Here is a 21,055-nt window from a genome sequence, read left to right as displayed (position 1 = left end):
AACATTTAGATCGCGCTTTGCAACAAATCGGCGACAAAGGCCGCGGCATGCTCGATTTTTTTCGACTGCTCGTTTTTAGGGGCAAATCGGACGCGAACCGGAAACTCGACATGGGTCATCCCCGTTGATTTGATGACTTGGGAGGTGGTTTGTACATTCATATTCGTCTGCAAAAGATAGTCCTGAATGACTTCAATCGCTTCCCCGCTCCATCCATAAGAACCAAAGGCTGCGGCAATCTTGCCTTCCAAATTCAATTCCTTCAAATCCATTAGCAACTCTTCCAGGTTCCCGATCATATCCGCATATTTGGTTGAGCTTCCGATCCATACGGCATCGGCGGCTTGAATACTTGCGATAATCTCTGCTTTATCTGCCTTATCCGAATTAAATACCGTAGTCTGAATTTGATTCTCTTCAAAGAAATGCTTCAGCTGCTCCGCTACTTTTTTCGTATTGTTCTTAATGGTTGTATACACGATAGTTACTCGTTTGTTATCTACGGTATTTGCGCTTAAAGTGGCATAGAGGTCAACATATTTCTGAATGTCCGTCCGCAAAATATAGCCATGTGAAGGAGCAATCATTTGCACATCCAGATCCTCTAGGGCTTGAATCAATGTACGCACATATCTGCGGTGCGGATGAATGATCGCATTATAGTAGCCGATGAAATCATCCGTAATATCATAGCCTGCTTCATCTGCGAACAGGGACCCTGTTGTGGCCACATGTGTACTGAAAATATCGCAAGGGAACAAAATTTTATCCTCGATGCAATACGTAATCATCGTTTCTTCGGTATGCAAGTAAGGCGTTTCTTTGAATTTCAATGTTTTGCCGCCGATATCCAGCGTGTCGCCATCTTTTACAACCAGGAAGGTTCTCGAATGAAGCTTATACATTTCTTTTAACTCGTTAACAGCCAATTCCGTGCACACAATCGTTGCATTAGGCGCTCTGCCTGCAAGTGCCGCTAGACCGCCGGAATGGTCAGGCTCCGTATGATTAATAACGATATATTGAATGTCATTAGGGTCAATAAACTCACTCAAATATTCAACAAACTCCCGGCCAAATTCCATATCTACGGTATCGATCACGGTTGGTTTGGCTGTTTTGAGCAAATAAGCATTGTACGTTGTCCCTTTAGCGAGAATCAAACGGTGGAACGGCACCTCACGGTCATCTATTTTTCCTACCCAGTATATGTCCTTGGCTATCTCCATTTTATTCATCTCTATCACTCGCCCTCCTATTGGCTCTTTGTATTTAACTAACTGCCCCCATCCTATCCCACTTTAAAAAATTCAATCAGGATTTGAATCACAATTTGAGAAATTTGTCACAGACTCATCTTACTGTCAAAAAAAAACAGGATACCCCTTTCCAAATGGAAAAGAGTATCCTGTTCTAATCATCCTCGTCCTTACTGTTTATGGATCATGCTCTGATCCTGATTGATCTTTCTCTTCTTGCTTCCGATCGAATACAAGATGAACAATAGAATAAACCATAGCGGCGTAAACAATAAAGCCGGACGTGTTTCCGCAGCGATCAGCATGATGATGAGAATTCCGGCAAACAAAGTCAAGACGGCATAATTCACGGCCGGCGTTAAAGGCGCTTTGAATTTCGACTTAGCCTGCAAATCCGGCCGGGTTTTCTTATATTTGATATGGCATACAAGAACGACGCCCCAAACCCAAATAAAACAAATGGCGCTTATGGTGGTCACGATACCGAAAGCCTGCTCCGGAATGAGTTTGCTTAAAAGAGCGCCCGCGGAGATGACCAGCGTAGAAATGAATAGCGAGTTGCCCGGTACATGATTCTTATTCAATTTTCCGAAGCGGGGCGACGCCTGCCGGTTTTTGCTCAAATTATAAAGAATCCGGCTTGTCGAGAACATTCCGCTGTTGCAAGCGGACGCGGCTGAAGTCAATACGACGAAGTTAATAATGCCTGCGGCAAGCGGAATCCCTACCAAACTAAAGGTTTTCACAAAAGGACTTTCCGACGCATTGAGCTGAGTCCACGGGTTGATGCACAGCAGGACGAAAAGAGCGCCAACGTAGAAAAACAAAATCCGCAGCGGTATTTTATTGATCGCCGAAGGGATGTTTTTTTCCGGATTGGAGGTTTCCGCTGCCGATACGCCCACCAATTCCACGCCGACATAAGCGAATACCACCATTTGAAAGGAAAATAAAAAACCTGTAACGCCGTTCGGAAATAATCCCCCGTGTTTCCAGAGGTTAGTTACCGTAACCGATCCTGCATCGGTCTTGAATCCCATGATCAGCAAAATGACCCCAATGCCGATTAAGGCGAGAATCGTGATGACTTTAATTAACGCAAACCAAAATTCCAGTTCTCCAAAATTCTTTACGGTTAATAAATTGAGCCCTAACAAAATGATCAAGCAGATGATGGCCGGTACCCACTGCGGGATATCGAACCAATATTGTACGTATACGCCCACCGCGATAACGTCAGCCATCGCCGTCATGATCCAGCAAAACCAATACGTCCAGCCGGTGATGAATGCAGCCCGAGGCCCGAGATAGTCTTCGGCAATGTCCGTAAACGACTGATAACCCGCTTTGGACAACAGCAGTTCTCCCAGTGCTCTCATCACAAAAAACACGGCGATTCCCACGATCAGATACGTAATCATGATGGATGGACCCGCCTGCTGGATCGCTTTGCCCGAACCTAAAAATAATCCCGTACCAATGGTGCCTCCGATGGCGATTAGCTGAACATGACGATTGGCCAGCTCTCTCTTTAATTCCGGTTGTGCCATACCTAGTTCCCCCTTAATTTATACATTACTTTGATGCAAACAAAAAAGAGATTGGATGTCATCCAATCTCCCGGTTCATAAAGAATATTAAATAGTACCTGTCCAGCCAATAGCGATAGCGATCAGCATGACAAATAAATATTCAGTACTCTTCTGTCCTTTTGCCTGAGATTGTGAACCCTTCGGCGCCGCGGAAATCCCGCAGTCTCTCCAGAAGCTGCTCCTGCTATAGTGTGATCCATAGCAATCATAGCTTGCGAATTATGAAGTTAATGATGCCGTATTGCTGTTCTGATATTTTAACATATTACTTGCGATGTGATGATTTAATCAGTGATAAAAGTCGCTATGCCGAAAAACCTCTTCTATACATGACGGTTATGGAAAAAACCAGCTTGCGTTGTTGCGTATTCATGGGTAACTCCCTTACAGTTAGATTATGCGTTATACGAATGCAATCCTAATAGAACCGAGGATATGAGTGATGAACCTTCAACAATTCTATAACGAATATCTAAACAAAAAGTTTAACAGGGGGTTACCGTCCGCTCAAATCGGCGGCTTTGAATACTTCCTTCTTGAAGACGATGGCGCGGAATTGTTCTTTGCGGATCGTAATGAGGAGTCGTTTACGGAGTGGGCCTCTGAATTGCAACCGAGAGATCCCAACTACATCACGAATCCGGATTGGGAGCCCGTACTCTCCGCTGATTTTGAACATCTGGATCTATATGACGAACAGACCTTGTATTATCTGTTGTTTACTATTAACGCTACGACGTCCATCGCCAAGATTCACCCGTACAATGCCATGAACGATTTTATGAAAAGCTATTGCTTTTTTCAGCTAACCCAGTCGGCGGAAACCGTCAGACTGAACGATGAACAAAGGCAGCAACTCAGAGAATTTTTCTTCTTTTTCTACCTTTATGCTCACCCGGTCAATGAGGAAACCCTCTACGCCTTCTCCTATCGCGGGCAAGATCTGGTGCATACGAAAACGAATATCGTCATGGAGCATTATTTTTCCGCTTATCACGATTATTACAGCGAGAATTCCGACCAGTATAAGGATACGCTATCCATAGGTCCGCTGGAAATACAGGCCTGCAAAAACCTCACCCTGGCGCTGCTAAGGTCCATAGAGGGTAAATCGGCCAAGCTGGCCATGCCTCCGGAAGAAGGGCTGGACGAGATATTAAGACTGATTAATAACGTTGATCATCTGATCCGGACTTACTCGGAAAATAAATCAGTGTTATTCGCCATCATGAAGGACTTTCTCTCCGACACTCGCTCTAACCCCTATCGGGATCATTGTTTCAGCACGTTGTTGCAGAATTACGTCTGCTATATTCTTTATTTTAACTTTGATGAAATTCACGACTTGGTGGATTACTTTAAAGGCACCCCATCATGGTGCGAGGTCATTATCAATAAAATCTTTACGGACGCTATTTTCATTCAGAAGATCATGAGACAGAACCATGTGGATCTTGCCGAGCACAAGAATGTAACCCGATTCTTTGGGAAGGAGGCCCGAGAATTCTATTTGTAATTCAAGAGGCCGCCTTCCGGTTAGGCATATGTTGCGATTCAAGGAAAGATGATTTCTCCGTCGTTGCTGCTGACATCAAAAAATCCGACCTTGTGTTTTAAAGCCAATTCCCGCATGGTCGTATAGGCTTCCTCAGCCACGGAATAAGCAAAGGCCGCATAGATGACGGCGGAGCCTAGCGAGTAGTCGGTCAACCGGTTATCGGTTCCGGCCTCCTCCATAGCTTCAAATATCTCCTCATCAACGTTCATATTGGGAAAATGCTCCGACAGCTCACCGTAAAATCGCTGCAGCGCCTCCGAGCAAACCGCGGGATCATTATAGTTATGGTCTTCCGACCATTCCACTTGTTGTTCATACCAATCCATAAACGCCTTTCTTTCCTTCGGCGCCTTGGACGGCTCGAAAGCCATCAAATCATAGCTCATTTGAATTCCTCCCGTCGATCCTTTTTGAGATAGCTTTTACTTGGCTCATATAAAAATAAAAAAAGAGTCCTGAAATTTATCAAGACCCTATTCAACATCATACTTAAAGAGGAATTATAAGTCTATATCTTTTTCCCCATATATGTAAAAATGTGTTCGTAAGCCTATGGTGTGGGAGGAAGGGACGTAATGATTCCTGAATGCTTTTCTGACTATTGTTCAACGATCCCCTCGTTGAAGGAGGTTACCGAATGGTCACCGTTAAGGAAATGGACTCTTTCGGAAGTCTACAGAATAAAGTTTGCGACAGGCGAGACAGTCATCATTAAATGGGGCGGGAGTGAAATGGCGGGAGAAGCGGAGATTTACCGGAATTTAGTACACCCGCTGCAAATCAAAGCCCCACGGATTTTTGAAGATGCCCAATTGATGAACAGCGGAGTTATCCTCATGGAAGATGCGGGTGAAAAAAATCTGGAACAGCGCCCCCATCCTGCTCTATTTCTTGAGGCAGCGCGGGAATTAGCCAGACTAAGGGCGAGAGCAGCAGCCAACCTGGACGGGATCCCTAAGAAGATCGTCGATCATTACACCGTTTCACAGGAAAACTTCCTGGAGTTCCTGGACGACCTGTTGAATTCGAAACAATTAGCGGCGAAAACAGGAGTTATATTGAAAATGAAGACCGTGTTGACTCATCATTTGGAAAGACTCTATCAGACGGTACCGGTCTCGATAGTACATCATGATTATCACGCCAAGAATCTGGTGATTCAAGAAAACGGCATTATGCCGATTGACTGGTCCTCTGCTTTTTTAAGCCCTCATCTCGGTGACCTATATTGCTTGATTAAGGAAGGATGCGCCCGAAGCAAACTAACGAGGGAAGAGATGATTTCGGCATACGCCGCGGGAACTGACTATCCAGTTGACCATCTGAACTGGCAAGTACGAATTGGCGGTCTATGTTGGCTGATAAAGACATTACACTGGCTTGCTTATGGTGGGACGGATATCATCCACGGATCGGAGAATTGGATACCTGATTTACTAAAAGATGTAGAAGATTTGTATCAGGAAGTCGTTTCCTGCCACGCTAATGTCTGAAAGGGGCTATTGCAAATCTAAGACAGCTAAAATCATATTCAAACAAAGCTAAATAACCAGTCGTAGATGCATCATCGACGACTGGCTGGCTGCTTTTCTATAGTCTGAATTCTTTTACGATGTTCTGCAAGTCTTCGGACATTTTGGCCAGAGAGCCCGAGAACATGTTGACTTCTTCAATCGACGCCAACTGTTCTTGCACTGCGGCCGAAATATCCTTCGTCCCGTCCGCAGAATGTTGTGCCACTTCGGAAATCTGGCTGACGATCTCGACGGCTTGTCCCGTGCTGGATTGGATCTGCCGGGAATACGCAGTAACCTCTTGGATCTGAGCCGCCACTTGATTAATAGATTGCTGGATAATCTCAAACGATTCACCGGCTCTGTGAACAACCTCCATACCCAGATCCACTTCCTTGGTTCCTTTACCCATCGCTTCGACAGCATACTGGGTCTCGTTTTGAATCGTAGAGATGAGCAGCCCGATCTGTCCGGCCGAGTTAGCCGAATGTTCCGCCAATTTACGGATTTCGCTCGCTACAACGGCAAATCCCCGTCCATGCTCCCCTGCGCGGGCGGCTTCAATGGCTGCGTTGAGCGACAGCAAATTGGTTTGATTCGCCATATCGGAAATGACTTTGGTCATTTCATCGATTTCGGCTGATCTTGCCCCCAGATTGGATATGATATCTGCCATCCGGGTGACGGTCTCTTTAATAGAGTGCATCTGCGCAATCACGGTTTGAATTTCCTGATTTCCTTCTCCAGCAGTGCGTGAGGTGTGTATTGCAGAATCCGTCACTTGCTGCGCATTAACGGAAACTTGCTGTACGTCCTCAGCTACTTCCGTGATAGAATTGACGCTCGCTTCGACATCGTGAAGCTGTTTGTCCGTGCCCTCTGCCATTTGCTCGATAGTCGTGGCAATTTGCTGGGCTGCTTGGCTAGTTTGTTCGGCGTTCGTGGAAAGCTCTTCAGCAGACGTAGCCACCTCATCCGCCGTAACCTGGACCTTCGAAATGAAGCTGCGCAAATTCTCAACCATCACATTAACGGAACGGGATAACTGACCGGCCTCATCACGAGTGCGTATTTTTAACTGCGACACCGTCAAATCCCCCGCGGATATGCGCTCGGCGATGGAGGCAACTTCCGTGATCGGTTTGGATATTTGTCTGCCCATGACATAAGCAATAATACTGACTGCCAGCATGACCAATATGACCACGATAACAACATCCGCTTTAACGGAATCCACCTGCTTCGTAATGGCCGCCAGCGGGAGATGAAGATACAGTCCATACCCGGACTGCTCGATCGGGGCATAGACAACGACAAATGTCTTTCCCCCCTCTTGGTACGTAACGGAACCGGAACTTGTCTGTCTGGTTTGCAAAATATCCGCCAAGCCAGGCGCAACTCCGGATTCGTTAACGGCCTTCCCGATTAATTCTTTGTTCGGGTGGAGCTGAATTACTCCCTTCGAATCTACGACGATAGGATAGCCGGCTCCGTTATCGATATGCAGCTCTTCCGTGTACTTATTCATGAATGCTTCGAAGTTGACCAATCCGGTAAGGACACCCATGACTTTACCGTCTTCTCCCGTAACCGGCGTCGCTACAATAATGGAACGGCTTCCGGTCGATTTGGCGACCACCACTTCGCTGTAGGAAGACTTGCCTTGCAAACCGTCCTTAATATAGCCCCGTTCACTCAGATCCACGCCGATATTGCTCTCAAACGTATCCGCGGAAACAACGCCGTCCGTGGAAGTAAACGTATTGCCGTCGAAAACCTGGGTGCTTTCCGTAAAGCTTTTAAGAAATCGGGTTTTTGCCGCCAAATCCGTCGACTTTATATCCGATGTGGATGCCAGGATTTGTACTTCCGCCATCCGCTGGCCGATATACTGATCCACGGTGTTGCTTGTGCTGGTAACCAGCTTTTCGTAACTCTCCCTTTGTTTATTGATAAGCGCCGATGAAGTCTGGTTAAAAATGTAACCGGATATCGCAACTAACGGGAGTAGTGACACGACTAGAAACAAAATAATGATCTTATTTCGTAACTTGCCGTTAAATAAACCTGTGATTCTGTTAAGTCCTTCTTTCGCCTTCTGCGGGAATCCAAAATCTTTCATTAATTGCACCTCTTTTGTTAGTAATATTTCCAGAAAAACTAGACTGTGTAACCTCGAAAGGCCCGCTAACCACATTAGTATTATTTGGAAATATTAAACGCAACAGGTGCTGCACATTATCACTAGTAATATACAATATAAACCAGAAAAATTTCAACATTTTTCCACATTTTTCGACATAAAGACACCGGCGCCTATAAGCAGATAAGCGATGGCTTCCAAATCAAGGGAATTGGATTTATAATTACAGTAAACGTTTAACTGAAATGCACTGGATTAAGTTGTTGAAAATGGGGGGGATCTATAATGAATGAACTTGAAAGATTGCTTGAGGGGCTTTTTCCGGAAAATTTAAATAGCAAAACCCTTCGATTAAAAAAGAATTTGGAGAGTCACATTCAGACTTCGATTAAGGAGCTATCCAAACAAGGGGTATCCTATACAGACGCTCTTGCCATTACCCTGGAAAAACTGGGCGGCACAAAGAAGATAAATAAATTAATAAAGAAAAGCAGTGAATCATTCTTTACTTCAAAATATTTTATTATGTTAGTTTCTTTATTGCTTGGATATCCCTTACTTGTTTATGTAATCTTTAAAATTTTCAGCATAGAGGAATTTTCACTGCTGCTGTTTATACCTTTCCTGATTGGTGTAGCTATGCTTATCGGTAAACTAAATGCAATTGTTCTTGATGCCCAAACGAACCGATTCAACAACCTTAATAAGCATTCGGATAATACGACTATATTTAGCGGTGGAGGAATGAAATACAAAGAAAAATAATAATAAATTTTTGTAAAATCAAGCAGTCCATGCTTTAAAGGAGCATCAATAGTCCCCCCTGATTCAGCGAATTTTATAAAAATTTATGCATTATCATGCTTCTTGTTCATGCTTTCCATTGGATTTAAATTTAGAATCAAACGTTCGATAATGATGTTGAATCTCTTTAGTTTACCAGCTTCGGTTTTCGCACCAAAAAAGTAGGAGGCGGTGTATGCCTTACGAGCCGAAAGCGACATTTTTATGAAGTTGGCATAGGCGTTTTCATGGGGTTTCAACATATCTTCAAATTGTTGTATTTGCTCCTCGGTAAGCGGTTCGGATTTGGGTGGATTCCAGCGCCCGTTTTGTTTTGCAATTTTAATCTTTTCTCTACCTAAGTCGGTCATGAGCCCCTGGGATTCAAGCTTTTCAACAAGGTTTCTATTCTTATCCGACCAATTGCTTGTTTTACCGCGCTGTTTGAAGTATTTGAGATAAGTGGTTTCATCCATGCTCTGCATTTGACCGTCAATCCAGCCAAAACATAACGCTTCTTCAAGCGCTTCACTTGCTTTTAATGTTACCGGCTTATCCTTTTTGCCAAATACAAGCCAAACGCCCTCGTCGGAAAGCGCATGATTTGTGAGCCATTCCCTGAACTCCGAACGGTTACTAAATAATATCCGGTTCATGATTCTTGCTCCTCTAACTCTTCAATTGAAAACTTTGCACTATTAGGTCCATTATAGAAACTCCCGGAACTTGCCGTGAATTTTAGAACACAATAATCCGGATCTGTCGCCCCCTGTGGATAATAGCATTCAAAACCCTCTCGCCAAAGAAAGTCTTTTGTTTCCTGATCCGTGCACACCTGCATTTCACCGACGAAAAGCACGCCTTTGTAATTTTGGGGTTCACAGTAATATACCGATGCTTTGGGATTGTTTTGATAATAGCTGACTTTTCCGGAGGATGTGTTTGTTGAAAAATATTGTGTTTTAAAGCTGTCGTGTTCCAAAACAAGCATGGCCCTCATAACCGGATAACCCTCTCCGTTTATTGAAGCCAGATAAGCGGTGCTGCTGTTTTTCCTTAAATTCGTTATTGATTCTTTTGCATTTTCATTCATTGTTCTTACTCCCTCTTTGTTAGGTTAGTCAATATTCTTTGGAGATATTTTTCAAATTCAACAATCTCCTTATCGGAGAAGCCCCCATAAAAGATATCATTCATTTGTCCCGACACCAGATCGTATTGATCCCTCATTGCTATTGCAGTGTCTGTTAACTTGATATTTATTCTCCGGCGGTCATATTTATCATAAACACGCTTGAGATAACCGGACGTTTCAAGCCTGTCCAGCATACTTGTCAGTGTTGTTTTTGCAAGTCCGGTTTTATTTGCAAGCTCCGATATAGGAATGTTGTCGTTATTCCAAAGAATATGAAGGATCCGCCCTTGTGCACCGTTAAACTGGTCAATGCCGTGCTGTGCAAGAATATGCTCAAAAACCCTACCTTGAATTTGTTTGATTTTTGTTATTAAAAAACCCCCACTTGTTTCGATAGTACGGCTCCTTTCTTGCTTCCTTATTATGTAAAACTATCTTTATATAGAATATCACTATATAGTACTATTTGGCAACTAAATTATTCCATCTCCCATCCTCTGATTTACCATTGCAGCATTTACCTTGATGCAAAATAGACTCCAAAAAAAAGAACCGCCTGCATGCAGCACAGACGGCGTGGCGTAAAGTGTAATTTCGGATTTTAGAACTACCCTAGTCTTTGCGATTACTTCCAGATCTCTTCGGCAATTTCTTTAATGAAAGCAAGCTTTCTCCATTGCTGCTCCTCTGTCAGATGGTTGCCTTCTTCCGTAGAAGCGAAACCGCATTGCGGGCTCAAGCAAATCCGGTTCAGATCGACGTATTGCTTCGCTTCCTCGATCCGGTTCAGAATATCTTCCTTGCTTTCAAGCTCGCCAATTTTGGAAGAGAACAGGCCAAGCACGACCTGCTGATTATCCTTCAAGAAGCGAAGCGGCTTGAAATCGCCTGCCCGTTCGGTATCGAACTCCAGATAGTATCCGGAATAGTTGTCGATGCTCAGGAGCGTTTGCGCGATAGGCTCATAACCTCCGCCTACTCCGGCATAAGTCGAAACATAATTGCCGCGGCATACGTGCGTCGTTACAACGAGATCGTCCGGCAGACCGGATACCACTTCCTCGTTCAATTTCGCGAATTCCTCCGCATATTCGGCTACGTTCACGCCGGCTTGCTTCATGAATGCCATAAACTGTTCATCGCAAAGCGCTCCCCAAGTACAATCGTCGATTTGTATGCTGCGGCAGCCTGCTTCATAGAAATCAAGAATCGACGCTCTGTACGCTTTGGCAATATCCGATACAAGCTCTTCCCGATTCGGGTATACTGCCTTCGTGCTTTCCTGATTTTCCGCCCGGTCCAACTCGAACAGGAACTGCGCGGCCGCGGGAATCGATTGACGCGCAACCACGTCCTCGCCTGCAACTCCTTTTAAAAATGCATAATGCGAAACAAAAGGATGGCTGCTGTAACTTATTTTGCCGGTAAGGCGGGCTGTTTCGGGTCTGGACTCAGCGCCGTTAAATTGGTAGCCTTGATCAATGATGGTCCGTTCTACACCGTCAAATCCCCAGAAGAAGTCCAGATGCCACCAGGAACGGCGGAATTCGCCGTCGGTTACGGCTTGAAGACCAACCTCTTTTTGTTTCTGTACGAGCTTAACGATTTCGGCGTTCTCCACTTCCTTCAGTTGATCCGCGGTAATTTCGCCGTTCTGGAATTTTAATCTGGCATCCTTCAACTCGCGGGGGCGCAGGAAGCTGCCAACGATATCATATCGAAATGGAGTAACGGTCCGGTTTTTAGGTTCGGTTTGAATGCTCATAGGTCAATCTCCTCGTAAGATAATTTTAAAATTAATATAGCATATCCGATTGACTATAACGTTCTACCAAAGAGTTATAGCTGGTTATAACTATCAGCTATACCAAACCTGATGTTTACCCCCTGCCCCACAAGAATTTTCGCTAAATCGTACCGGCTATTGCGCAAATCAAAAGGCACCCCCGTTGGGTGCCCTCACTTGCTGAATCCTTCGTCCGCCTCGTTTACCGCTGACCTTCCCGCCGTTCCATCAAATAAAACATATAATCGGTCGGGACCCCGGCATACCCTTGCTGCCTCAGCATCGCGGTCACATTGCCCCGGTGATACGTCCCGTGGTTGACCACATGCCGAAGGATGTCGGAGAAATGTGTATCGAAACGGCCATACTTCGGATGCTCGATCGTCATCGCCTTGTCCGGATCGGGCGTACGCCGCAGCAAAACGCGGAACTGTTCGGATACGCCGGCGAACAACTGCCGCATCTCGTCCAAATTTTTCCCCTGCGCTTCCTCGGTCCAGCCCGGAATCTTCGGAAAAATATCCTCATTCGAAACTTCCGCGAGCACGTACATATAGAGCTGTTCGAACAAGTACATATGTCCGAACGTTTGCGATACGGACGGGAATACGCTCGTCACTTCCGCATGAAATGCATCCTTCGGAAGCTGCTTCAGGTGGGCGAAAAGCCGGTCGTTTGCCCAAACATGATATTCGTACAATGGATGCGAGTGTTGTAGCATGATGAATTCACCTTTCCTTTATCGTTATCATTTGACCGCCATTACCGCAGCCTTGTCTCTATCGTATACCGGGTTCGCTGACAACCGTTGTCAGCGAAGTTCAATCGGGATCGTCTTCGTAATGTTTTGCGATTCCATATGCCAATTCCCGGATCCGAATCTTCAACTCCAACGGTTCCCGAATGCGAATGGCCGTGCCGAACGTCAGCAGATAAGTAGGAAGGTACTTGTTTGCCGTCGGAACGTCGAGCAGAAACCGAGCCTCCCGATCGGTCCGTTCGGTCAAATAGTGGCGCAGATGCCAGTGGCCGCAAACCGCGTTCAGCGTCTCGGGTTCTCCCTCGATGCGGATGACTGTAAGCGGTCCTTCCGCCTCCCGTTCCCGTTCGGACCGACCGCGAAAATAAGCGGACGCGGAGAAATGGTCCGGCTTTTCGAACCGCGCTTCGGTCGCCTCCAAGCGCGCGATACGGTCCACGCGGAACGTCCGCACTCCCTGCGACCGATGGCAGAACGCGACGGCATACCATTCGTTGCGGTCGTAAGCCAACCCGTACGGATCGATATCCCGTTCGTCGGCCTGCTCCGCATTCTCTTTGCGATAGGCGATGCGGACCGTTCTTCCGTCCTTCTCCGCCTGCTCCAGTTCCCTGAGCAACGGAACGACGGAAGGCGGGCGCGACGGAGAAATCACATCCAGGCCGTTCGTCTGACGGGACAGATCGTGACGCTGCTCTTCATGCAGCCCGTTCTCCACCTTCTTCAACGCGCTCTCCAGTTCCTCTGTATACGGGTAGCCGGCGCCTTGCGCAAATTTAAACGCGTCCACAAGCGCCTTCAGCTCTACGGAGTTGAAGAACAAAGGCGTCTCCTGAAAGTTTTCGATAATGCGAATACCGCCCTCATGGCCCGATTCCGCGACGACCGGCACGCCGCTTGCGCATAACGCGTCGATATACCGGTACACGGTGCGGACGCTGATCTCCAAACTGTCCGCGATCTGCGCGGCGGTAAGCTTCCTTCCGGATCGCAGCATCCAAAGCATGGACAGCATGTTATCCCATTTTGCCATCGGGGCACCTTCTTTCCTCGAAAAATGAAAACCTGCTATACGGCGCGGAGCTACCCCGATTACTTGTTGCCCATAGCCAGTTTCAAAAAATCACCAACGTTGGCATTCAAGCATGCGCCTCATTTGAATTCTCTAAGGATTGTAACCAAAAATACATCCCCATGCCCAGTAAGGTCACCAATCCGCCTATAAATTGAAATAGCGAGATCTTTTCTCCCAAGCATAGATAGGCGAGAATGATTGCCAAAACAGGCTCTCCGATAATACCTACGGAAACAGTAGTTGCGCCAATTGATTTTAACAACAGATTAAAAATATATTGTCCGAAAATAGTCGGGATTACCGCAAGCAAAAAGAAATAGGTCCAGTCCGAGGAGTCATATTCTATTAAAGGGATATCATTTAACAAACTGTAAGTTAACATGACGCTCCCGCCAATAAAAAAGACAATCACGCTGTATAAGTTTGCGTCGACTTTGCGACTTACTTTCTGACCCGCTAACATATAAGCAGACACCAGAATAGTTCCTAATAAAGACAATCCATCTCCTATTAAAGCCTCTCTTGACCCCGATGTCTCCCCAAGCTATGATCATTGAACCCAGCAGGGCAGCAATCAAACAAAGAATTGTTAATATGCCGGTTCGTTTTAACGATCTGAAAAGACAGATAGGAACCCATTACTTATAAAACCTTGAGTTCACAACTGAAAGAATTGGAAGCAGACGGAATGGTTAACCGGAAAGAATACCCTCAAATCCCGCCAGAAGTCGAGTACACTTCACGGATAATGCGAAAACACTATTACCCGTTTTGGAAGGGCTATGCGAGTGGGGAGCACAAAACCAAAATAATTGAATCCGGTTTTCTTGCTCTAATTTCTTTTTTGTTTATTAATAAGTTCTATATACTGTGAATCGCCATAGCCCAATGTCGGGAAAATTTCGAATAACCGCTTCACTAATTCAGGGGTGGGTAGGGACTTGTTTCTGGAAATGTATTTTACGACCGCATTATTCTCGTTCAGCATGTCCAAATACAGGTCGATGGCCTGATACATGACGGGAAGCAATTCATTTGACGGCTTTTTATGGTTGATTAACACTTCTTCGTACACGGCACGGTAGCTGCCCAATGTCAATTCCATTTGATTCACTTTAAATTCATCTTCCCGGAAATGATTTAAAAATACTTTGCCTTTATATTGCGCTTGTTCTAAATAGGCAAGGATGGTTAGAAGATTCATCTGACAAAACAGGTCTTCGCCAAACCATAAAACAATGTAGGCATAATCATTCTTAAATAGACTTTCTAATGGATGAATTACCTTGTTCGTATAAATTTCAACGGAATCATGATGGCCGGATGCCCTGACTTCAATGAATTCTTCATCAAATATTTGCCTCGTCGTCTCATTTACGCACATCGCTTCATTAAAGGGGACATAATCCGAGTCGCCCATCAGTTTTTTCGTTTTGAACTCTTCATACATCATTTGCCCGTTTAAGATGTTCAACACATCTTTATCGAACAACTCCCTTTTCTCTTTTTGTAGCTGTTTAACCTCAATTTCTCTCGATAATGCCACTTTATTCACGTCCTCGCCTTGATTAATCGTAAGTTTAATAAAGGATTGAACTGCCGTTTCATTCTTCTGAAATACTCGCGGGCTTATGCCAAATACGGCCTTAAAGGCCCTTGCGTAAGCTTCTTGCGAGGAATAACCGTACTCAAAAGCAATGTCGATTACCTTCCGGTTGCGTTTCAAGTCTTCCGTGGACAAATGCAATCTTCGAAGCAAGATATAGCGCCTGATACTTATGCCTGTGGCCTGATGAAACTTAAAAGAGCAATAATAGGGGGAATAACCCATGTAACTCGCCAATTCATCCAGCGAAAATTGCTTTTTCAAGTTTTTTTCAATCCAATCAATCATAAGTTGTATATATTCATTCATTTGCTTCACTCCTGAATAAAATTATACGTTGGACGGTATTTCTTCTTTTGATATTTCTTGTGATATTAAAATCATTAAAGGGCAACCGACAGGTGTCCTTCTACAAATACCTTCTTTTATACAGCAAGGTAATTTGATCCGCGATGTACTCCGCGCTGTATTCGATACCATCCTTAATCCACCACATGATAATCCCCAGAAGTGACGACGCCACGATATCGGCTGAGGCAACCCTCCTTGCGGAATTTATGTTTCTCGCGTCCCTTCGTTTTTCTATAGTATTTTTCAATAGGTTGGATAACTGCTTTTTGAAACCCGTATGCTCCACCAATACAGCAAAAATTTTCCGGTATTCATAAAAATAATTTAAAAATGTAACCAGCTGCTCCTGTTCGTTGCTGCTCTTCGCTTCCAGTAGCGGTTCAACTTTCACGGACAGGTCGTCAAAAATTTCATGCGCGATCTGCCGCAATAAATCGTTAATATCCTCATAATGCAAGTAAAACGTTGCACGATTCAATTCTGCACGGTTGGCTATTTTTTGAACGGTTAATTGAGAAATCTCCACATTTTCGGAAAGTAATGAAAAAACGGCATTTTTCAGCATTTTTTTGGAGCGAAGGGCTCGCGGATCAATTCTTTTATGTTCAGACATTTCATCCCTCGATTATCGTTTATTCGTCACTTCATCAACCGATCCGTCCATTCTGTCGATTAGTCGACATTTTCGGCGGAATTGTAAATAGGAATCGTTCTTAAATACTGTTAAGATATATTTTATTGACACCATGTCGAAAAAGCAACGAGGAGAGGACAGCAGCAATGCAAGAAGACTTAAAGAAAATCAATAAAGGGATTTTACTAACCATCTTAATCCTCGGTTGTTTCCTATCCACACTCAATCAGACGCTATTGAATGTCGCCTTGAGTAATCTGATGGATGTATTTGAGGTTACGGCAACGACCGTACAATGGATTTCAACGGGATTTATGCTGATCAACGGGATATTGATTCCGATTACGGCCTATTTAATGAAACGCTTTACGACGCGTCAGTTATTTATAAGTGCCATGTCGTTTTTATTAATCGGTTCGATCATTTGCGCGGCGGCGCCAAGCTTTATGGTGCTCTTATTGGGACGGATGATCCAGGCTGCCGGTGCAGGAATTGTAATGCCGCTCATGATGAGTGTCGTGCTCGCCATCTTCCCCGTAGAAAAACGCGGCAGCGCTATGGGCTTGCTTGGACTGGCCATGATTTTCGCTCCTGCCATCGGGCCGACTCTCTCGGGGTTTATCGTCGAATACCACTCTTGGCGCTGGTTATTTATCGGTCTCATCCCGCTTGTCGTCATTGTCATAGCTTTGGCATTCAAGTATTTAGTTAATGTCTCCGAAACGTCTAAATCGAAGCTGGATGTTGTTAGCGTTCTTTTATCCACCGTCGGGTTCGGCTTGATTTTATACGGCTTCAGTATTGCCGGAAGCAAAGGCTGGGACGATGTATTGGTCATCCTGTGCTTAGGAATCGGGATCGTTGTAACGGCCCTATTCTGTATTCGGCAAGTCCGGTCCGATGATCCGCTGTTAAACCTGTCTGTCTTCAAAAATAAAATCTTTACGTTAACGTCTCTCATTAACGTATTAGTCACAATGATGATGTACGCAGATATGATCTTATTGCCTATTTATCTGCAGAATGGCCGTGGTTTTACGGCGTTTGATGCAGGGCTGCTCTTATTGCCGGGTGCGCTTGTAAATGCATTTATGTCACCTGTCACCGGTAGATTATACGACCGTTATGGCGCGAAGCCGCTGTTCCTCATTGGTTTGCTGTTTATTATTCCATCCATGTGGGCGGTAACCGATTTATCTCAATCAACAACCTATATGTATCTAATGATTCGTACCATTTGCCTGCGGATCGGATTAAGCTTTATCACCATGCCGCTCAATACGGCCGGGCTAAATGCGCTTCCTAGACAACTCGGTACGCATGGTACGGCAGTGAATAATACCGTTCGCCAAATTGCCGGGGCCATCGGTACTGCTGTCGTAATTACGATTTATACAGTGCAGGCAAAGAGCCATGCAGCTACAGTGATGCAGAACGATCCTTCCACTTCGGATGAGCTCCTTAAATCCCTTACATCCATTTTAGGGGCAAGCGACGCCTATTATTTCATGATGATTCTAGCCGCTGTCGCGTTTGTTATAACCCTATTTATGCCCATGAAAAACAAGCTCACGGACGAAAAAAAGAGCCATTCCCGTTAAGGAGTGGCTTTTTTTCTTAGGGATTTTCTAGGCACACGTTAGCTGCCAAGCACGGATCGGGGGGCCTTTAGGAAACCCCCATACTATTTTCCGGGGCGGCAGCCGGCTTCACGAGCGCTTTCTTCTCCCAGGCCCGGCTTCTCCAGCGAAGCAGCATGATGAGCCCGCGCAGCCATTCATCTACCGTAAAAGCAATCCATATGCCAAACAATCCGATTCCGAAATGAACGCCAAGAACATAAGCGAGCGGCACCGAGACTCCCCACATCGAGATGACGCCCATCATGACGGGAAAGCGTGCATCTCCGGCAGCGCGCAGCGAATTGATAATGACGATATTGAAGGTCCGGCCGGGCTCAAGCACAATGGAAAGCAAGAAAATACTCGCTCCGAGTGTAATAATATTGGGGTCCTTCGTGAACATGCCGATCAACTCATGCCGGAATATCACGGCCGTACCGACTATGGCTAACGTCAGCACGAAGCTGATCCTCACGCTCTTCATGAGTCTTTGATACGCCGCTTTCATTTCCCCCGCACCGACCATTTGTCCGACGATGATTTCCGTACCGGCCCCGACCGCCATGGCAAGCGCCATAAAATAGTTCGATACATTCATGACGTATACATGGGTGTTTAGCGCCGTGATGCTAATCATATTGACGAAACTCATGATCATGAGGTACTGCGATTGCCAGGAGAGATGCTCGCCTGCCGCAGGCAAGCCCACACTCATAATCTGTTTGGCATAAGAGCCGTTCCAGGTCACGAAATCCCTTCCGCGAATCCGTGAGGGAGCCCGACGGTATAAAATCAAGAAAAGAACCACGATGCCTAGCAAACGGCTGACGACCGTGGATACCGCCGCTCCCGTAACGCCCCATTCCGGAAAGCCCATGTTGCCGAAAATGAGCAAATAATTTCCCGTCACGTGGATGATATTGACGCCCAGAGTCACAAACATGACGCTTTTCGTGTGTCCGCTTGCACGGATTACCGACGAAACCGCGTAAGAGAGCGCCTCAATCCATATAAAGCCGCCGATGATCTTTAAGTAATGGCTTGCGATGCCGATCTGTTCGGGATCCAGGTTCAACAGCCGCAGGAGAGGCTCGCTGCAAAGAACGAGGACAATACTGACAAGAATCCCGAAAATCAGGTTCATCGTAATGGCCAGCGCCGAGATGCGGCCCGCCTCTTTCTCCCGCCCGGCACCGATATACTGGGAGACCGCAACGCTGGTGCCAATTCCCACAAAGCCGAACATCAGAATACAGAAATAAATAATTTCGTTGGCTAAACCTACCGCACCTGTCGCCTTGTCGGATATGCGGCTTAACATAAACACGTCCACCGTACCCAGCATCATCCGAAGTACGGAATCAATGAAGATGGGCCAAGTCACGGCAAAAAGACTAAGTTTTTTCCAGGATGGAATACGATCTGTCAGAGTCACGTTTTACAAGCTCCTACTATGTCTATTCTTATTGCTTTCCCTAGTGTATCTCCGGCAAGAAAAAACGTCTATGTTTAATATTTATTTATCTTAGAGTTCTGTCACACCCAACCTTTCACCATTGTGTTATACTTTTTTTTTGCATCCGCTATAAGCCCATATGGGCTTGGAAAGTTGAAAACGACCCATAATGGGTATTCTTACTAAGAGATGATACTTTTAGCAGAAGGTTTTGTTACCACCAAGGGAGGAAGTCGCAGTATGGCTGATTTAAACAAGCAAAAAATAGTGGAGAGTGTTCCGCAACGGGGATTTTTTGGACATCCTAAAGGGTTGTTTACTCTGTTCTTCACAGAGTTTTGGGAGCGCTTTTCTTACTATGGAATGAAAGCGATTCTGGTTTATTATATGTATTACGAATTGAGCCAGGGCGGACTCGGCATGGAGGAGAGCACCGCTCTCGCCATAATGTCCATCTATGGTTCACTCGTTTATATGTCCGGGATTATTGGCGGTTGGTTAGCGGATCGGATATTCGGAGCGTCCAAAGCCGTATTTTATGGCGGAATATTAATCATGCTGGGGCATATCGCCTTGGCCATTCCGGGAAGCATGGCCTTATTTTTTGTTTCCATGGTTCTGATCGTGCTGGGTACGGGCTTACTGAAGCCCAATGTATCCAGTGTGGTAGGAGAACTTTACAGCGAACATGACCAGCGCCGGGATGCAGGATTCAGTATATTCTACATGGGCATCAACCTGGGGGGATTCATCGCTCCGCTCATTGTAGGAAAGGTCGGATTGGATTACAATTTCCACCTGGGCTTCGGCATCGCAGCCGTCGGTATGTTTCTGGGATTGATCATGTTTATCTATACCAAGAAAAAAAACCTCGGCCTTGCGGGCACCTTCGTACCAAGTCCGTTATCGCCGGCGGAACGAAAAAAAGTATTTCTAGTCGTCGGAATTGGCGTCTTACTTCTCGCAGCGATCATTGCGATTACCGTTCCGTTGGGTCTGTTAACATTTGATTCCTTTGTCGTAATCGTAGGCATTCTAGGAATTCTGATTCCATGCCTTTATTTCATTGTCATGTACCGCAGTCCGCGAACCACAAGCGTTGAACGTTCTAGACTCATCGCTTATATTCCGCTGTTTGTTGCAGCGATCATGTTCTGGGCTATTCAGGAACAAGGGTCAACCATCCTTGCCAATTATGCGGATAAACGGACGCAATTGGATTTTGCCGGAATTCATATTTCGCCGGCTTGGTTTCAATCTCTAAATCCTTTATTTATTATCACTTTAGCTCCCGTATTCGCTTGGTTATGGATGAAGCTTGGCAAGCGGCAGCCAACGATTCCGAAGAAATTTGCCTTTGGCATATTGTTTGCCGGATTATCCTTCCTGGTGATCCTCTTGCCGGCTTACTTTGGCGGCGAGGATTCGTTGGTTAATCCTCTGTGGCTGGTTCTCAGCTATTTCATCGTGGTGCTGGGGGAATTATGCCTGTCTCCTGTAGGACTGTCGGCGACGACCAAATTGGCGCCAGCCGCTTTCTCCGCTCAAGCCATGAGCTTATGGTTCTTAGCCAGCGCGGCTGCCCAAGCGATTAATGCGCAAATTGTTAAATTCTACTCGCCTGCCACCGAGATGGCATACTTTGGCACCATTGGAGGAGCGGCCATCCTCCTCAGCATCTTGCTCTTCTCGTTCTCCTCTAAAATTCAGGGGTATATGAAAGGGATACAGTAAAAGAACCGAATGCAGAGCGGCGATTCTCCAATAATCGGAGAATCGCC

General features: G+C 45.6%; 19 protein-coding genes, 1 pseudogene and 1 riboswitch. Of the genes and pseudogenes, 6 read left to right on the top strand and 14 right to left on the bottom strand.

The window, feature by feature from the left end; translation table 11 throughout:
• Positions 1–5: 5 nt before the first annotated feature.
• Together ACLB09_RS12985 and ACLB09_RS12980 are read right to left on the bottom strand one after the other, a co-directional pair.
• Entirely contained in the window at positions 6–1,238 is a 1,233-nt protein-coding gene (locus tag ACLB09_RS12985) for an FprA family A-type flavoprotein (RefSeq protein ID WP_410770260.1), read from the bottom strand.
• 191 nt (positions 1,239–1,429) lie between these two features.
• Positions 1,430–2,809 (bottom strand): amino acid permease, encoded by a 1,380-nt coding sequence (locus tag ACLB09_RS12980; protein WP_410770259.1) that lies wholly within the window; start codon positions 2,807–2,809, stop codon positions 1,430–1,432.
• A gap of 143 nt (positions 2,810–2,952) precedes the next feature.
• A riboswitch (glycine riboswitch) is annotated at positions 2,953–3,033 on the bottom strand.
• Between the two features lie 260 nt (positions 3,034–3,293).
• Between ACLB09_RS12980 and ACLB09_RS12975 the strand changes: the two genes are divergently transcribed.
• Positions 3,294–4,367 carry a hypothetical protein gene (locus ACLB09_RS12975; RefSeq protein WP_410770258.1) on the top strand — a complete coding sequence of 358 codons (1,074 nt, stop codon included), beginning with the start codon at positions 3,294–3,296 and terminating at the stop codon, positions 4,365–4,367.
• 38 nt (positions 4,368–4,405) lie between these two features.
• On the opposite strand, the gene ACLB09_RS12970 is transcribed toward ACLB09_RS12975, so the two are convergent.
• Positions 4,406–4,795 (bottom strand): hypothetical protein, encoded by a 390-nt coding sequence (locus tag ACLB09_RS12970; RefSeq protein ID WP_410770257.1) that lies wholly within the window; start codon positions 4,793–4,795, stop codon positions 4,406–4,408.
• Positions 4,796–4,984: 189 nt separating this feature from the next.
• Between ACLB09_RS12970 and ACLB09_RS12965 the strand changes: the two genes are divergently transcribed.
• Positions 4,985–5,902, top strand: coding sequence for a phosphotransferase family protein (locus ACLB09_RS12965; protein ID WP_410770256.1), 918 nt, complete (start codon positions 4,985–4,987; stop codon positions 5,900–5,902).
• Positions 5,903–5,999: 97 nt separating this feature from the next.
• On the opposite strand, the gene ACLB09_RS12960 is transcribed toward ACLB09_RS12965, so the two are convergent.
• Positions 6,000–8,045, bottom strand: coding sequence for a methyl-accepting chemotaxis protein (locus tag ACLB09_RS12960; protein WP_410770255.1), 2,046 nt, complete (start codon positions 8,043–8,045; stop codon positions 6,000–6,002).
• Between the two features lie 306 nt (positions 8,046–8,351).
• On the opposite strand from ACLB09_RS12960, the gene ACLB09_RS12955 reads away from it, so the two are divergent.
• The gene (locus ACLB09_RS12955) at positions 8,352–8,831 is read left to right on the top strand and encodes a hypothetical protein (RefSeq protein WP_410770254.1); all 480 of its coding nucleotides are present in this window, start codon (positions 8,352–8,354) and stop codon (positions 8,829–8,831) included.
• 83 nt (positions 8,832–8,914) lie between these two features.
• Here the strand turns inward: ACLB09_RS12955 and ACLB09_RS12950 are convergent, their stop codons facing one another.
• From ACLB09_RS12950 to ACLB09_RS12920, 7 genes are all read right to left on the bottom strand, one after another.
• Positions 8,915–9,505: a YdeI/OmpD-associated family protein gene (locus ACLB09_RS12950; RefSeq protein WP_410770253.1), complete on the bottom strand. Its 591-nt coding sequence runs from the start codon at positions 9,503–9,505 to the stop codon at positions 8,915–8,917.
• Positions 9,502–9,942, bottom strand: coding sequence for a pyridoxamine 5'-phosphate oxidase family protein (locus tag ACLB09_RS12945; RefSeq protein WP_410770252.1), 441 nt, complete (start codon positions 9,940–9,942; stop codon positions 9,502–9,504). Before ACLB09_RS12945 ends, ACLB09_RS12950 begins: the two co-directional genes overlap by 4 nt.
• A gap of 5 nt (positions 9,943–9,947) precedes the next feature.
• Positions 9,948–10,295 carry a MarR family winged helix-turn-helix transcriptional regulator gene (locus ACLB09_RS12940; RefSeq protein ID WP_410770763.1) on the bottom strand — a complete coding sequence of 116 codons (348 nt, stop codon included), beginning with the start codon at positions 10,293–10,295 and terminating at the stop codon, positions 9,948–9,950.
• 314 nt (positions 10,296–10,609) lie between these two features.
• Positions 10,610–11,749, bottom strand: a complete 1,140-nt coding sequence (locus ACLB09_RS12935) for a 5-methyltetrahydropteroyltriglutamate--homocysteine S-methyltransferase (protein WP_410770251.1) — start codon at positions 11,747–11,749, stop codon at positions 10,610–10,612.
• 223 nt (positions 11,750–11,972) lie between these two features.
• Positions 11,973–12,491, bottom strand: a complete 519-nt coding sequence (locus ACLB09_RS12930) for a DinB family protein (RefSeq protein WP_410770250.1) — start codon at positions 12,489–12,491, stop codon at positions 11,973–11,975.
• A gap of 100 nt (positions 12,492–12,591) precedes the next feature.
• On the bottom strand, positions 12,592–13,563 hold the full coding sequence (locus tag ACLB09_RS12925) for a helix-turn-helix transcriptional regulator (protein ID WP_410770249.1): 972 nt from the start codon (positions 13,561–13,563) through the stop codon (positions 12,592–12,594).
• A gap of 106 nt (positions 13,564–13,669) precedes the next feature.
• Complete coding sequence (locus tag ACLB09_RS12920; RefSeq protein ID WP_410770248.1) at positions 13,670–14,104, bottom strand: DMT family transporter; 435 nt, start codon at positions 14,102–14,104, stop codon at positions 13,670–13,672.
• A gap of 92 nt (positions 14,105–14,196) precedes the next feature.
• Here ACLB09_RS12920 and ACLB09_RS12915 point away from each other — a divergent pair.
• Positions 14,197–14,421: pseudogene (locus ACLB09_RS12915) on the top strand (winged helix-turn-helix transcriptional regulator); the annotation flags it as partial.
• Between the two features lie 16 nt (positions 14,422–14,437).
• Here ACLB09_RS12915 and ACLB09_RS12910 read toward each other — a convergent pair.
• A complete protein-coding gene (locus ACLB09_RS12910; RefSeq protein WP_410770247.1) occupies positions 14,438–15,520 on the bottom strand; it encodes a helix-turn-helix transcriptional regulator in 1,083 nt (360 codons plus the stop codon).
• 100 nt (positions 15,521–15,620) lie between these two features.
• Positions 15,621–16,175, bottom strand: coding sequence for a TetR/AcrR family transcriptional regulator (locus tag ACLB09_RS12905; RefSeq protein ID WP_410770246.1), 555 nt, complete (start codon positions 16,173–16,175; stop codon positions 15,621–15,623).
• Positions 16,176–16,300: 125 nt separating this feature from the next.
• Between ACLB09_RS12905 and ACLB09_RS12900 the strand changes: the two genes are divergently transcribed.
• Positions 16,301–17,797 (top strand): DHA2 family efflux MFS transporter permease subunit, encoded by a 1,497-nt coding sequence (locus tag ACLB09_RS12900; protein ID WP_410770245.1) that lies wholly within the window; start codon positions 16,301–16,303, stop codon positions 17,795–17,797.
• 67 nt (positions 17,798–17,864) lie between these two features.
• On the opposite strand, the gene ACLB09_RS12895 is transcribed toward ACLB09_RS12900, so the two are convergent.
• Positions 17,865–19,253, bottom strand: a complete 1,389-nt coding sequence (locus ACLB09_RS12895; protein WP_410770244.1) for an MATE family efflux transporter — start codon at positions 19,251–19,253, stop codon at positions 17,865–17,867.
• A 261-nt stretch (positions 19,254–19,514) separates the two neighbouring features.
• Here ACLB09_RS12895 and ACLB09_RS12890 point away from each other — a divergent pair, with 261 nt between their 5' ends.
• Positions 19,515–21,008: a peptide MFS transporter gene (locus tag ACLB09_RS12890; RefSeq protein ID WP_410770243.1), complete on the top strand. Its 1,494-nt coding sequence runs from the start codon at positions 19,515–19,517 to the stop codon at positions 21,006–21,008.
• Positions 21,009–21,055 lie beyond the last annotated feature (47 nt).

This window comes from Fontibacillus forbon, from assembly GCF_046559655.1.
Lineage (GTDB): Bacteria > Bacillota > Bacilli > Paenibacillales > Paenibacillaceae > Fontibacillus.
The sequence above is the reverse complement of the archived record's forward strand: the minus strand, read 5'-3'. Positions and strand labels throughout refer to the sequence as shown.

Coding starts and splice junctions, on each gene's coding strand:
- ACLB09_RS12985 (WP_410770260.1), bottom strand. CDS start 1,238: ATGAATAAAATGGAGATAGCCAAGGACATATACTGGGTAGGAAAAATA.
- ACLB09_RS12980 (WP_410770259.1), bottom strand. CDS start 2,809: ATGGCACAACCGGAATTAAAGAGAGAGCTGGCCAATCGTCATGTTCAG.
- ACLB09_RS12975 (WP_410770258.1), top strand. CDS start 3,294: ATGAACCTTCAACAATTCTATAACGAATATCTAAACAAAAAGTTTAAC.
- ACLB09_RS12970 (WP_410770257.1), bottom strand. CDS start 4,795: ATGAGCTATGATTTGATGGCTTTCGAGCCGTCCAAGGCGCCGAAGGAA.
- ACLB09_RS12965 (WP_410770256.1), top strand. CDS start 4,985: ATGATTCCTGAATGCTTTTCTGACTATTGTTCAACGATCCCCTCGTTG.
- ACLB09_RS12960 (WP_410770255.1), bottom strand. CDS start 8,045: ATGAAAGATTTTGGATTCCCGCAGAAGGCGAAAGAAGGACTTAACAGA.
- ACLB09_RS12955 (WP_410770254.1), top strand. CDS start 8,352: ATGAATGAACTTGAAAGATTGCTTGAGGGGCTTTTTCCGGAAAATTTA.
- ACLB09_RS12950 (WP_410770253.1), bottom strand. CDS start 9,505: ATGAACCGGATATTATTTAGTAACCGTTCGGAGTTCAGGGAATGGCTC.
- ACLB09_RS12945 (WP_410770252.1), bottom strand. CDS start 9,942: ATGAATGAAAATGCAAAAGAATCAATAACGAATTTAAGGAAAAACAGC.
- ACLB09_RS12935 (WP_410770251.1), bottom strand. CDS start 11,749: ATGAGCATTCAAACCGAACCTAAAAACCGGACCGTTACTCCATTTCGA.
- ACLB09_RS12930 (WP_410770250.1), bottom strand. CDS start 12,491: ATGCTACAACACTCGCATCCATTGTACGAATATCATGTTTGGGCAAAC.
- ACLB09_RS12925 (WP_410770249.1), bottom strand. CDS start 13,563: ATGGCAAAATGGGATAACATGCTGTCCATGCTTTGGATGCTGCGATCC.
- ACLB09_RS12910 (WP_410770247.1), bottom strand. CDS start 15,520: ATGAATGAATATATACAACTTATGATTGATTGGATTGAAAAAAACTTG.
- ACLB09_RS12905 (WP_410770246.1), bottom strand. CDS start 16,175: ATGTCTGAACATAAAAGAATTGATCCGCGAGCCCTTCGCTCCAAAAAA.
- ACLB09_RS12890 (WP_410770243.1), top strand. CDS start 19,515: ATGGCTGATTTAAACAAGCAAAAAATAGTGGAGAGTGTTCCGCAACGG.